This window comes from Clostridium sulfidigenes, assembly GCF_000732635.1.
In the GTDB taxonomy this organism is placed as follows: Bacteria; Bacillota; Clostridia; order Clostridiales; family Clostridiaceae; genus Clostridium_J; species Clostridium_J sulfidigenes.
Window position 1 is genome coordinate 22,739 of record NZ_JPMD01000024.1, and the last position, 13,765, is coordinate 36,503.

Sequence of the window (13,765 nt, forward strand, 5' to 3'; positions counted from 1 at the left end):
GAGGTAATAGTTATGCAAGTAACAAAGGAAATGACTATTGGGGAAGTAATAAGACAAAATGAGAAAGCAGCAGAAGTTTTAATGAGTTTTGGGATGGGTTGTGTTGGATGTCCTTCAGCACAAGCGGAAACTCTTGAAGAAGCATGTATGGTTCATGGATTAAAAATAGATGACTTATTAAGTAAACTCCAAGCTATTTAGGAATAAAATATAAGATTTAAAGACGCTACATAGATAGTGTCTTTTTTTATAGATTAATTTACAAAAATGAAAGGTGGATAGTTTAGAATTAGTATTTCTATGCATAAAAATTGCTCTTTTAAAAGATAATATATTAGAAAACTAATAATTGGAGGTAAATTAAAATGAAATCAGTACATTATAATGTTTCAGGATTAGTAAATTCAGAAAGTAGAACTAAGTTAAATAATTCTTTAGATAAAATTAATGGTGTACAACAGGTCTGTGTTGATATAGCAAGGAGTACAGTGGAGGTAAATTATAACAGTCCAGCAACTCCAGAAGAAATTAAGGACTGTATTTGTCATACAGGGTATATAGTAAAGTAAAAAAGATAAAGCAAGAGTAATGGAGTTAAAATATTAATTTCTATATATAGATAAGGAGTGTTAAAATGGATTACAATTTTCCAATTGGGTTTAAGTCTCAACATCAAAGTATACAGCCAGGCATTGAAAGTGAAATGGAACCAAAACCTATCTATGAAATAGATGATTATCATAAAACTTCAGACAGATTAAAGGGCAAAATAGCTTTAATTACAGGTGGAGATAGTGGTATAGGAAGGGCTGTTTCTATACTATATGCAAAAGAAGGAGCAAAGGTATGTATAATTTATTTAAATGAACATGAAGATGCTAAGGAAACAAAAAGTCTTATTGAAGAAAGAGGAGGAGAGTGTTTACTCATCTCTGGAGATATTGGTAATGAAGACTTCTGTAAGGAAGCTATAAAAAAAGTAGTACAAAAGTATGGAGTTATAAATATTTTTGTATCAAATTCTGCAGAACAACATGAGTGTCAACAAATTAATGAGATAACTAGTAAGCAATTACATAAAACCTTTGATACAAACTTCTTTGGAGCTTTCTATTTAACAAAAGAAGTACTCTTTCATATGAAGAAGGGGGATTCAATAATATATACAACTTCTGTAACAGCCTATGAAGGAAATGAAACTTTAATAGATTATTCTTGTACTAAAGGAGCTTTAACAGCCTTAACTAGAAGTTTATCAAAGTCATTGGCTACAAGAGGAATAAGGGTAAATGCAGTGGCACCAGGTCCAGTATGGACGCCACTTATACCATCATCCTTTCATAGTGATAAGGTATCTACTTTCGGCAGTAATACCTTGTTTAAAAGAGCAGGTCAGCCTGTTGAAATTGCAGAGAGCTATGTATTTTTAGCTGGAGATGGGGCTTCATTTATAACTGGAGAAACTATTCATATAAATGGTGGTCAATTTATAACTAGTTAATAATTTATATGATTAAATTAAGTTACTTAGTTAGACTATGAGTAGATAATGTAATTATTGTCTACTCATTTTATTGTCATGAAATAAATTATAAAAAGCATAAAATTAACCCTGTTTAATTTTACATATATGGTATAATAATGAGTTGTGGCAAACTATTGGAGTATATTAAAGTGAAGCCATAATAATATGAATAATTTTTTGGGGGGTAAAATATGAGAAGTATAGCATTTATAGGAGGACTATTGATAGATGGATCAGGAACTGAACCTGTAGAAAATTCCTTAGTTCTTGTTGAAAATAAGAAAATTACTTATGCTGGAGTGATGAAAGAAATAGAAGAGAATTATGAAATAATAGATATATCAGGAAAAACTATTATGCCAGGGCTTATAGATTCTCATCTACATTTTAGCGGAAATAGAACAGATAGTGATACAGAATGGGTATTAGAGCCTGTGATACAAAAGACAATAGTAGCTGTTGCTCAAGCTAGAGAAGCTTTGGAGCATGGACTAACATCCGTAGGTGAAATTTCTCGTTCTGGAATTCATCTTAGAAATATGATTGAAGAAGGAATAATACCAGGACCACGTATAGTTGCAACAGGTTTAGGATTTTGTAGAACTTCAGGACATGGAGATTCGCATAATTTACCATTGGTCTATAATGAAGATTCACATCCATGGGCAGAAAGAGTTGACGGACCTTGGGAATTGCGTAAGTCTATCAGAAAACGAATACGTGAAAATCCTGATGCTATAAAAATATGGTCTACTGGAGGAGGCATATGGAGACATGATGCCAAAGCAGCATCTCACTATTGTATGGAGGAGATACAAGCTGTGGTAGATGAATGCAATATGGTTGGATTACCAGTTTGGTCTCATGCTGAAGGTTATGAAGGAGCTTTAAATTCATGTAAGGCAGGAGTTTCTGCTATAATCCATGGTCAGGAATTAAATGAAGAATGTTTAGAAATAATGAAGGAAAAGAATATAAGCTTTTGTCCAACCCTTCAATTCTTCTATCAGTGGTTTACAGTGTACGAGCCTCCCTATAGAAAAATTTTAGATGATTATGAGGGAGAGACAGTAGCTGAAAAGGAGCTAAATCGTATAATAAGTAATCTAAGAAATGCAAATAAAAAGGGAATAAGAATAACAGTAGGTTCAGATTCTTTCTGTAGTAGCTTAACTCCCTATGGAGAATATGCAATAACTGAAATGTATACTCTTTGTAAAGCTGGACTTACCAATATGGAGGTGATTCTAGCAGCTACAAAAAATGGAGCAGAAATGCTAAAAATTGATGATATAACAGGCACTTTGGAGTCAGGTAAGTTTGCTGATATTATTGTATTGAATGGAAATCCATTAAAGGATATTCATGATATAAGAAGTGGTAACATGCAGATAATTATGAAGGAAGGTACCTTTGTAAAGAAAAATATAAATTAATAGTTTAAAGAGTTGTCTTAAAATACACTAGATCTTAAATTGATGTTTATGTATCACTTCCTTAATGAAATGTGAATAAATATCTTAAAGAGTGCAAAATTTTAAGGCACTTTTCTTTTTTTGAAAAATATAATTACTTAGGTTTATTGAGCAACAAAGCACACTAACCCATTGAGAAATAGTTAAATATAGATATATATGAAGATTGTTATTAATTTATCATTAAAAAGTAATGGATTAAACAAAAATTAATGGAATATTGAGAGAATAAATCAATATATATATATCATATAAAAAATGGGGGGTGAGAATTTGATTAAATACATTCTAAAAAGACTAGGTATAAGTGTAGTAACTATATTTATAGTTATCACTGCGACATTTTTTTTTAATGAGATTAATGCCTGGTGGACCTTTTGATGGTGAAAAGCCACTACCGCCAGAAATAAAGGCTAGTTTAGAAGCAAAATATGGATTAGATAAATCTTTAGGCGAGCAATATTCTATGTATTTAAAGGACTTGCTTAAGGGGGATCTAGGTCCAAGTATGAGATACAAAGGAAGAGAAGTACAAGAAATAATAGGTTATTCTTTCCCGGCATCTGCTAAACTCGGTGGAGTAGCTGTGGCAATTTCCTTAATTTTCGGAATACTTTTAGGGATAATTGCTGCTCTTAAATATAATAAGTGGCCAGATTCAATATGTATGGTACTTGCTACACTGGGAGTTACATTGCCGAGCTTTGTTATAGCTACATTATTGATGTATGTATTTGGAGTTAAACTAAGCTTAGTTCCAATAACAGGTTTAGATAACTTAAAGAGTTATATTTTACCATCAGTAGCTCTAGCTGGATATTCCATAGCATTTATATCTAGACTTACAAGATCTAAACTTTTAGAAGTTTTGAAATCAGATTATATTAGAACTGCAAAGGCAAAAGGAGTTAATGGTAGAAGAATCATGTTTAAACATGCTCTTAGAAATACATTAATTCCTATAGTAACCTACGTAGGTCCATTGATTGCAGGGATATTAACTGGTAGTTTTGTAGTAGAAAAGATATTTGCTATACCTGGACTTGGAAGAGAGTTTGTAACTACAATAACAAATAGAGATTATACAACTATACTTGGAGTAACTATATTCTATAGTACACTTCTTATACTATGTAATTTAATTGTGGATATTATGTATGTAATTATAGATCCAAGAATTAAATTAGAAAATGTTGAAGCGTAGGAGGTGATGTTATGGAATTTAATGAAGAAATTAATGAAATTTTAGAAAAGGATTTTGTCTTTGTAGATGAAGGTAGTAAACAAAAGGATACAATAAATAGGCCAAGTGTATCTTATTGGAAAGATTCGTGGAGAAAACTTAAAAAAAATAAGTTAGCAATAGTAGGGCTTATCTTTGTTATTCTTATAACTCTAGGAGCTATATTTATTCCTTGGTTTTCTAAACATGATTATACGACAAATAACTTAATGCTTACTAACCAAGGACCGTCTGCAGAGCATTGGTTTGGAACAGATTCACTAGGAAGAGATTTGTTTGTAAGGGTTATGTATGGTGCTAGATATTCTTTAATAATTGGTTTTGTGGCATCTATACTTAATTTGGTTATAGGCATAGTATATGGTGGAATTGCTGGACTTATAGGTGGATGGTAGATAATATTATGATGAGAATTGTAGATATAATATCTTCTATACCTATGACAATATATGTAATATTATTAATGGTCATTCTTGAAAAAGGTGGTTTATTCAATATTATTGTAGCCTTGGCTATTTCTTATTGGATAGGTATGGCTAGAATTGTTAGGGCAGAAATACTTCAGCTTAAACAACAAGAATTTATTTTAGCTGCTAAAACTTTAGGAGCTCAAGGTAAGAGAATACTATTTAAACATCTAATTCCAAATTGTTTAGGTCCAATTATAGTAACTCTTACACTGCAAATACCAACTGCAATATTTTCAGAAGCTTTTTTAAGTTTTATTGGATTGGGATTAGTACCACCACTTGCATCATGGGGAACTTTAGCTAGTGATGCTTTATCTACTTTAAGATTATATCCGTATCAGCTTTTATTTCCGACGTTGGCTATATGTATAACAATTTTTTCATTTAATATGCTTGGTGATGGGCTTAGAGATGCTCTAGATCCAAAGATTAAAAAGTAGGGGGTGGAAGGATGAGTAATTTGTTAGAAGTAAATAATTTAAAAACATCTTTCTATACTCAATTTGGAGAAGTGCAAGCTGTAGGGGGAGTTTCATTTAATCTAGAACATGGTGAGGTTATGGGTATAGTTGGAGAATCTGGTAGTGGAAAAAGTGTTACAATGATGTCTATTATGAGGCTTTTAGATGATAATGGTAAAGTAAAAGAGGGGAAAGTAAGATTTGAAGATAAGGATATAGTATCTATCAGTGAGGAAGATATGTCTACCATAAGAGGAAATGACATATCCATGATTTTCCAAGATCCTATGACTTCTTTGAATCCGCTTATGACTATAGGAAATCAAATTATGGAGCCGCTTAGAATCCATAAGAAGATGACTAAAGAAGAAGCACATAAAAAAGCTGTAGAATTATTACACTTAGTTGGTATACCTAGTCCTGAAAGCAGAATGAAGCAATATCCACATGAGTTTTCTGGGGGTATGAGACAAAGGGTTATGATAGCTATGGCATTAACTTGTAATCCAAAGCTATTGATAGCTGATGAACCAACTACTGCACTAGATGTTACGATACAAGCACAAATTTTAGAGATAATGAAGGATATAAAGGAAAAATTAAATACATCTATAATTCTTATTACACATGATTTGGGAGTTGTTGCAGATATTTGTGATAATGTGAATGTAATGTATGGAGGTCTTATTATAGAACAAGGAACTGTAAAGGATATATTCTATAATTCTAAACATCCATATACTTGGGGTCTTATGGAAAGTGTTCCTAATCCTAATACCTTGGTAAGAGAAAGATTAAGACCTATAGATGGTCAACCACCAGATTTATTTAAACCTCCAAAGGGATGTCCATTTTATGTTAGATGTAAATATTCTATGGAAGTATGTAAAGAGCATAGACCTGAATATTATGAAATAACTCCAGGACATAAATCTGCTTGTTGGCTAAATGATAATAGGGCACCAAAGGTTGAAACTCCATTGAAGAGGAGGAAGGAAGATGAGTAGTATGGGGAAACTAATAGAAGTAAAAAATCTATGTAAATATTTCAATACTAAGAAATCAATTTTTAGTAAGAATAAAGGAATATTAAAGGCTGTTGATGGGGTATCTCTTCAAATAAAAAAAGGAGAGACTTTAGGCCTAGTAGGAGAATCAGGATGTGGTAAAACAACTTTAGGTAGGACTCTATTAAAATTATATAATCCTACTGCTGGAGAGATATTTTATGATAATGAAGAGATTGGTAAGCTAACTAATAAGCAGATGCTATCTTATAGAAAAAAGATGCAGATGATATTTCAAGATCCTTATGCATCGCTTAATCCACGGCTAACAGTTGGAGATATTATCGGTGAACCATTAGATATTTATAAAATATGTAAAGGCAAAGAAAGAGAAGAAAAAGTAAAGTATTTTTTAGATAAGGTAGGTCTTGATCAAAATCATTTAAATCGTTATCCACATGAGTTTTCAGGAGGTCAAAGACAAAGAATCGGAATAGCAAGAGCTCTTGCAGTTAATCCAGAGTTTATTGTTTGTGATGAACCTATTTCTGCCCTTGATGTATCAATACAAGCTCAGATAATTAATATGATTGAGGATTTGCAAAATGACTTTGGCCTAACTTACTTGTTTATAGCTCATGATTTATCCATGGTTAAGCATATATCCAATAGAGTTGGAATAATGTACTTAGGAAAACTAGTTGAAATAGCAGAGAGTAATGAGGTATATAGTAAACCAATTCATCCCTATACCAATGCATTACTATCTGCAATTCCAATTCCTGATCCAGATGAAGCTAAAAGAAGACAAAGAATAATTTTAGAGGGAGATATTCCATCTCCAATTGATCCTCCACCAGGATGTAGATTTAAATCTAGATGTAAATATGCAAAACAAATCTGTGGTGAAGAGGAGCCGATTTTAAAGGAAGTATCTCCTGGCCATTGCGTAGCTTGTCATTTATTTTAAAATAAATTAATTAATTTAATAAGGAGGTCAATGAATGAAGAAAACTAGAATAATGGCACTGATAATGACTGCAATAATGACAGGTACATTACTTTTAGGATGTACTAAGACTAAAGAAAATGAAGGAGAAAAACCTGGTGATGGCAATACGCCTGTGGTAGAAGAAACAGTAGAACAAAAAATAGTATATAATTTAGGTGCAGATCCTAAAACTATTGATCCACAACTAAATTCAGCAGTAGATGGTTCAACAATAATTCACAATGCTTTTGAAGGGTTAATGAGAGAGGATGAAAATTCTAAAATAGTACCAGGTACTGCTGAAAAGTATGAAGTATCTGACGATGGAACTGTATATACTTTCCATATAAGGAAGGATGCTAAATGGTCAGATGGAAAACCGGTAGTAGCTGGGGACTTTGAATATGCATGGAAGAGAGCATTAAATCCTAAAGTGGCAGCAGAATATGCATATCAACTTTTCTATATAAAAAATGGAGCTGCATACTATAATCAGGAAAAAGTAGGAGGTAAGGTTGCTACAGCAGAGGATGTAGGTGTAAAGGTTATAGATGATAACACCTTAGAAGTAACTCTTGAAGCTCCAGTTCCATATTTCTTATCATTGGCAGCTTTTCCAACTTATTTCCCAGTTAGAAAAGATATTATAGAAGGAAATGAAGAAAAGTGGACATTAAAGCCAGACACATATATATCTAATGGACCATTTAAGATGTCTGAATGGAAAGAAAAAGAAAGTATTACATTTGTAAAAAATGAAAATTATTGGGATGCTAAAAATGTAAAACTTGAAACATTAGAAGTAAAATTAATAGATGATCAAATAACTTATTTAAATGCCTTTAAGAGTGGGGAAATAGATGTAATAGAATCACCACCTCAGGCTGAAATTCCTACATTACTAGATGAAGGAACAGCAAAAATATATCCTTATTTAGGAACTTACTTCTATGTAATAAATGTATCAGACAAAGCTAAGGATGTAGACCCAAAAGCAGCTGAAGCATTAAGCAATCCTAAGTTCAGAAAAGCTTTATCACTAGCTATAGATAGACAACTAATAGTTGATAAGGTAGCTCAAGGTGGTCAAGCACCAGCAACTAGCTATGTTCCAGCAGGTATTCTTGATTCAATAGGAGAAGAGTTTCAAAAGGATTATTCATCAAAGGGTGCAAATATTGAAGAAGCTAAGAAATTGCTAGAAGAAGCTGGATATCCAAATGGAGAAGGAGCACCAACAATAACATTTACTTTTAATACAGATCAAGGTCATCAAAATATAGCTCAAGCAGTACAAGATATGTGGAAAACAAATCTTGGAATTAATGTAGAGTTGAAAAATGAAGAGTGGGCAGTATTCCAAGATACAAGGAATAATTTCCAATATTCTATGGCTAGACATGGATGGATAGCAGATTATAATGATCCGATGACATTCTTAGATATGTGGACAACTGGTAACGGACAAAATAATGCAGGATATTCAAATAAAGAATATGATAAGTTAATAGCTCAAGCTAAAGTAGAGTTAGATGACGCTAAGAGAACAGAATTATTACACAAAGCAGAAGATATTTTAATGGATGAATCACCAATTATACCACTATACTATTATACAAATGTATTATGTATAGACAAAAATGTTAAAGGAACCTATAAATCACCATTAGGACAAATGGAATTTAGAGATGCTTATGTAGAGTAGTTAAATAAATAAAAAGAACTTTAAAATCAAAATGCTATCTCAAAAGAAATTTTGAGATAGCATTTTAAAAGTACTTTACAAAATAAATTAATTGTGATATTATTTAAAAAAATGAAATGTAGAAAGCGTTGAAGAGAAGAAGTAAAATTAATGTATCTTTACAGAGAATTCCCCATAAGCTGAGAGGGGGAAGAGTAAGTTGATTTGAATAACATCTCTGAGCAGTGCTCCGAAAGATAACAACCAGTAGGCAGTACCGGATCTGCACCCGATATAGTGCTAGAGTATAATCAATTTGCATTAATTGACGTACTTGAAGAGATTGTTATTGAAAAGTAGCAATGAATTAAGGTGGTAACGCGTGAGTAGTACTCTCGTCCTTTTATATTTTTATATAGGGATGAGAGTTTTTTTATTATATATAAATAAAAAAGATAAAGTATGGGCCCATAAAACTTTATCAACTCTTTAACTTTAAACTTAAAATCTAAGGAGGAATTATTATGAAGATAGAAGGAATTGTTATTCCGAAAGGATATAAATCTAATGCCACATTAATTGAAACAGAAGTACACATAAAGAAGATAAAAGATTTTTTTGAAAGGACTTTATCAGAAAGTCTTAGCTTGACTAGAGTTTCAGCTCCACTGTTTGTAGACTCTCAAAGTGGATTAAATGATAATTTAAATGGAGTTGAGAGACCGGTAGTATTTGACTTGCTGGCTACAGGAGAAAATGTTGAAATAGTACACTCCTTAGCAAAATGGAAAAGAATGAGTCTTCATAGATACAATTTCCAAGTTGGAGATGGATTATATACAGATATGAATGCTATAAGAAGAGATGAAGAGCTAGACAATTTACATTCAGTTTATGTAGACCAATGGGATTGGGAAAAGGTAATAAAAAAAGAAGATAGAAATGAAGAATATTTAAAAGATATTGTAAGAAAAATCTATAAGGTATTTAAGAAAACTCAAGAATTTGTTGATAAAAATTTAATGAAGGTAGAAAATCCTTTACCAAATGAAATACATTTTATAACTACCCAGGAGCTAGAAGACATTTATCCAAACTTTACTTCTAAGGAAAGAGAAGATGAAATTTGTAGGGAGTTTGGCGCTGTATTTATAATGAAAATAGGTGGAGCGTTAAAATCGGGAGAAAAGCATGATGGTAGGAGTCCAGATTATGATGATTGGAATTTAAATGGAGATATATTATTTTGGTATCCTTTATTAGATAGGGCTGTAGAACTTTCATCAATGGGAATAAGAGTAGATGAAAAAGCCCTTGATTATCAATTAACAGTATCAGGTAATGATAACAGAAGATGTCTAGATTTTCATAAGAGATTATTAGCAGGAGAACTTCCATATACAATTGGAGGAGGAATAGGTCAATCAAGAATATGCATGTTTTTTTTAAACAAAGCTCATATTGGGGAAGTTCAAGCTACTACATGGGATGAAAAAAATATAAAAATTTGTAAGGAAAATAATATAAATTTACTTTAATTCATAAGTGGATTTGTATATTTAATTTTTATATGATAAAGAAATGAATCATGATAAATTTAATTATTAAAGTGCGTATTAATTTAAAAATAGTTAAAAGTGAGGCTATCTTAGAATATTATTTTATTATTCTAAGATAGCCTCACATATTAATATGTAAATTAGTTAGATTTATACTAACAATAATCTATATTTTTAATTATTAAGTTAAATATATAAAATGACAAAAAACACTAGCCATATATATGGAAGTGTGGTAATATAAATTCTATGTTAAAAGTACAGACTACCCCATATTATTTATGGGGTAATTCTTATTATACAAATGTATAGATTAAAAGTCAATAGTAAATTAATAAAATATAAAAATAAATTGTATGGGAGAAGATAACATGAATAGTAAGTATATTTTTGTAACAGGTGGAGTAGTTTCATCCTTAGGAAAGGGTATTACAGCAGCATCTTTAGGTAGACTTTTAAAAAATAGGGGATTAAATGTTACAATACAGAAGTTTGATCCATACCTAAATGTAGATCCAGGAACAATGAGTCCATATCAACATGGAGAAGTATTTGTTACTGATGATGGTGCTGAAACTGATTTAGACTTAGGACATTATGAAAGATTTATTGACGAAAATTTAAGCAAAAGTAGCAATGTTACTACCGGTAAAATTTATTGGTCAGTCATATCTAAAGAAAGAAGAGGAGAGTATTTAGGTGGAACTGTTCAAGTAATACCTCATATAACTAATGAGATAAAAGAAAGAATATGTAGGGTAACAAAGGAAAAGTCAGTAGATGTAGTAATAACTGAAATTGGTGGTACTGTAGGAGATATTGAATCCTTACCATTTTTGGAAGCTATAAGACAAATTCAGTATGAAGTAGGTAAGGAAAATGTGTGTTTTATACATGTGACTTTAGTACCTTATCTAGGAAAAGCTGGTGAATTAAAAACAAAGCCAACTCAACATTCAGTTAAGGAATTAAGAAGTATAGGAATTCAACCAGACATAATAGTTTGTAGAGCTGAAAAGGAAATATCAGATGAATTGAAGGCAAAAATAGGTTTATTTTGTAATTTAGAAGGTAAAAATGTAATACAAAATCTAGATGCAGAGCACTTATATGAAGTACCTTTAATGTTACATAAGGAAGGTCTAGATAGGTTAGTATGTGAAAGATTAAATCTAGAATGTACGGATATTGATAATTCACAATGGATTAGTATGGTTAATAAAATTAAAAATTTAAATGAGAAAATTAAGATTGCTTTAGTTGGTAAATATGTAGAACTACATGATGCGTATATCTCTGTAGTTGAGGCTTTAAGTCATGGTGGATATGCTAATGATTGCATAATAGAAATGAAATGGATAAATGCAGAAGAGGTAGCAAGAGATAACTCGGATGAAATTTTTTCAGATGTGAATGGGATATTAGTACCAGGGGGATTTGGAGATAGAGGAATAGAAGGCAAGATTGAAGCTGTAAGATGGGCAAGGGAGAATAAAAAACCCTTATTTGGAATATGTTTAGGTATGCAATGTTCAGTTATAGAGTTTGCTAGAAATGTACTTGGATATGAAGGAGCTAATAGTTCTGAGATTGACCCAAATACCAAATATCCAGTAATAGATTTAATGGCAGATCAACAAGAAATTGAAAACTTAGGTGGTACTATGAGACTTGGTTTATATCCATGTAAACTAGACCAAAATTCAATAGTGGCTAGTGAATATGATGAAATATTGGTAAATGAAAGACATAGACATAGGTATGAATTTAATAATAAGTTTAGAGAAGAAATAGTTGAGAAAGGTATGAATATCACTGGGACAAGTCCCGATGATAGATTGGTAGAAATTGTTGAAATAAAAGATCATCCGTGGTATGTATCAGTGCAATTTCATCCAGAATTGAAATCAAGACTTAATAATCCTCATCCTTTATTCAAAGGATTTATAAGAGCTGCAATTAGAGATAAGGAAAGTAAATAATATAAATAATATAAATAATATAAGAAGCATTTTTCTAGAATATTAACTAATATCTATAAATTTGATAGCAGTTCAATAGAAAGATGCCTTTTATTATTTATTTAAAGAGCTTTAATAAGTATAAAACCATACATATACAAGTATAATAGGATTATGATTTATTTGTTACAATTCAATTGAGAATAATTATCAAAAACTATTGACAATAATGTGAAGATTCGATATTATTTAATTGAGAATAATTTTCAATTAAGGAGGATGTGTTATGAAAATAGTTTATTGGTCAGGTACAGGTAATACAGAGAAAATGGCAGAATTAATTGCTAAAGGAATCAGAGAAGAAGGGAAAAATGCAGAAGTAATCAATGTTGCTAATGCTAACAGTGGCATCTTTGATGATGAAGATATAATAATACTAGGATGCCCATCTATGGGAGATGAAGTATTAGAAGAATCTGAGTTTGAACCTTTTATTGAAGAGGTATCTTCAAAAATATCTAAAAAGAAAGTAGTTTTATTTGGATCCTATGGTTGGGGTGATGGAAAGTGGATGAGAGATTGGGAAGATAGAATGCTTTCTTATGGATGCGAAATAAAAGAGGACTGTTTAATAATTTGTGGCGAACCAGAAGATGAAGATGAATGTATAGATTTTGGTAAAAAAATAATACTTTTATAGGTAGGTAATGAAAATGACATGTTTAGAATTTTATAATAAGTTAGAATCTATGAATGGTGAAGAATATATTAAAAACTTTTTAGTTTATAGTACTTCATTGGTGATTGCAAAGGTTAAACCAGCTGCTACTATTACTTTTAAAAAATATAATAGAGATTTATATAGTAACTGGGGTTCAATGGGAAAAGCATTTATTCAAAGTATAGGTCTTGACTTTATAGAGCTAAGAGAATCTGATGATTCAATTGTAGTATTAATTTATAATCAGAGTTTACTTGAAAAATATATAGGTAAAGAAGAAAATAAAGAGTTTTTAATAGGTCTAGGCTATTCAGAAAATGGAACTATTGTAGAATATTTAAATGTGTTAAAAAATAGATATAAAGAATTTAACTGTCCACATGAATTAGGTATTTTTTTAGGAATACCAATTAATGACGTGAAAGATTTTATGAACTGTAATGATAAGAAGTGTTTATTGTGTGGATATTGGAAAGTGTATAATGACTGTATATCAGCTCAAAGAATTTTTCAATCTTATGATCAGGTTAAGGAATATACAGTAAATTCTATATTTAAAGGAATTGAAGGAAGTACTTTAGTGCAAAGTATAGAAAATAATTTTAGTTTTTATGGGTAAGGCAAAAGTAGCGATGAATAAAAAAACAGAGTGTGTAAACTCTGTTTTT

The 13,765-nt window shown here is 31.0% G+C and carries 11 protein-coding genes, 2 pseudogenes and 1 other annotated feature; all 13 genes and pseudogenes read left to right on the forward strand.

What is annotated here, in order from left to right; translation table 11 throughout:
* The first annotated feature begins 12 nt into the window (after window positions 1-12).
* Window positions 13-201, forward strand: coding sequence for a DUF1858 domain-containing protein (locus tag IO99_RS09750; protein ID WP_035132884.1), 189 nt, complete (start codon window positions 13-15; stop codon window positions 199-201).
* A gap of 164 nt (window positions 202-365) precedes the next feature.
* Window positions 366-569: a heavy-metal-associated domain-containing protein gene (locus IO99_RS09755; protein WP_035132886.1), complete on the forward strand. Its 204-nt coding sequence runs from the start codon at window positions 366-368 to the stop codon at window positions 567-569.
* A 65-nt stretch (window positions 570-634) separates the two neighbouring features.
* Window positions 635-1,501, forward strand: coding sequence for an SDR family oxidoreductase (locus IO99_RS09760; protein ID WP_035132888.1), 867 nt, complete (start codon window positions 635-637; stop codon window positions 1,499-1,501).
* 215 nt (window positions 1,502-1,716) lie between these two features.
* A complete protein-coding gene (locus IO99_RS09765) occupies window positions 1,717-2,961 on the forward strand; it encodes a metal-dependent hydrolase family protein (RefSeq protein ID WP_035132890.1) in 1,245 nt (414 codons plus the stop codon).
* Window positions 2,962-3,273: 312 nt separating this feature from the next.
* Window positions 3,274-4,204: pseudogene (locus IO99_RS09770) on the forward strand (ABC transporter permease).
* An 11-nt stretch (window positions 4,205-4,215) separates the two neighbouring features.
* A pseudogene (locus tag IO99_RS09775) lies at window positions 4,216-5,153 on the forward strand (ABC transporter permease).
* Window positions 5,154-5,164: 11 nt separating this feature from the next.
* A complete protein-coding gene (locus IO99_RS09780; protein ID WP_035132891.1) occupies window positions 5,165-6,181 on the forward strand; it encodes an ABC transporter ATP-binding protein in 1,017 nt (338 codons plus the stop codon).
* Window positions 6,174-7,151 carry an ABC transporter ATP-binding protein gene (locus IO99_RS09785; RefSeq protein WP_035132892.1) on the forward strand — a complete coding sequence of 326 codons (978 nt, stop codon included), beginning with the start codon at window positions 6,174-6,176 and terminating at the stop codon, window positions 7,149-7,151. Before IO99_RS09780 ends, IO99_RS09785 begins: the two co-directional genes overlap by 8 nt.
* A 34-nt stretch (window positions 7,152-7,185) precedes the next feature.
* The gene (locus tag IO99_RS09790) at window positions 7,186-8,877 is read left to right on the forward strand and encodes a peptide ABC transporter substrate-binding protein (RefSeq protein WP_035132893.1); all 1,692 of its coding nucleotides are present in this window, start codon (window positions 7,186-7,188) and stop codon (window positions 8,875-8,877) included.
* Between the two features lie 119 nt (window positions 8,878-8,996).
* Window positions 8,997-9,262 (forward strand) — a binding site (T-box leader).
* A 124-nt stretch (window positions 9,263-9,386) separates the two neighbouring features.
* Window positions 9,387-10,394 (forward strand): aspartate--ammonia ligase, encoded by a 1,008-nt coding sequence (asnA, locus tag IO99_RS09795; RefSeq protein WP_278245240.1) that lies wholly within the window; start codon window positions 9,387-9,389, stop codon window positions 10,392-10,394.
* A 392-nt stretch (window positions 10,395-10,786) separates the two neighbouring features.
* On the forward strand, window positions 10,787-12,397 hold the full coding sequence (locus IO99_RS09800) for a CTP synthase (protein ID WP_035132895.1): 1,611 nt from the start codon (window positions 10,787-10,789) through the stop codon (window positions 12,395-12,397).
* A gap of 265 nt (window positions 12,398-12,662) precedes the next feature.
* On the forward strand, window positions 12,663-13,076 hold the full coding sequence (locus IO99_RS09805) for a flavodoxin (protein ID WP_035132897.1): 414 nt from the start codon (window positions 12,663-12,665) through the stop codon (window positions 13,074-13,076).
* A gap of 13 nt (window positions 13,077-13,089) precedes the next feature.
* Window positions 13,090-13,716, forward strand: coding sequence for a DUF3793 family protein (locus IO99_RS09810; protein WP_035132899.1), 627 nt, complete (start codon window positions 13,090-13,092; stop codon window positions 13,714-13,716).
* The last annotated feature ends 49 nt before the right edge of the window (window positions 13,717-13,765 follow it).

Coding starts and splice junctions, on each gene's coding strand:
- IO99_RS09750 (WP_035132884.1), top strand. CDS start 13: ATGCAAGTAACAAAGGAAATGACTATTGGGGAAGTAATAAGACAAAAT.
- IO99_RS09755 (WP_035132886.1), top strand. CDS start 366: ATGAAATCAGTACATTATAATGTTTCAGGATTAGTAAATTCAGAAAGT.
- IO99_RS09760 (WP_035132888.1), top strand. CDS start 635: ATGGATTACAATTTTCCAATTGGGTTTAAGTCTCAACATCAAAGTATA.
- IO99_RS09765 (WP_035132890.1), top strand. CDS start 1,717: ATGAGAAGTATAGCATTTATAGGAGGACTATTGATAGATGGATCAGGA.
- IO99_RS09780 (WP_035132891.1), top strand. CDS start 5,165: ATGAGTAATTTGTTAGAAGTAAATAATTTAAAAACATCTTTCTATACT.
- IO99_RS09785 (WP_035132892.1), top strand. CDS start 6,174: ATGAGTAGTATGGGGAAACTAATAGAAGTAAAAAATCTATGTAAATAT.
- IO99_RS09790 (WP_035132893.1), top strand. CDS start 7,186: ATGAAGAAAACTAGAATAATGGCACTGATAATGACTGCAATAATGACA.
- IO99_RS09800 (WP_035132895.1), top strand. CDS start 10,787: ATGAATAGTAAGTATATTTTTGTAACAGGTGGAGTAGTTTCATCCTTA.
- IO99_RS09805 (WP_035132897.1), top strand. CDS start 12,663: ATGAAAATAGTTTATTGGTCAGGTACAGGTAATACAGAGAAAATGGCA.
- IO99_RS09810 (WP_035132899.1), top strand. CDS start 13,090: ATGACATGTTTAGAATTTTATAATAAGTTAGAATCTATGAATGGTGAA.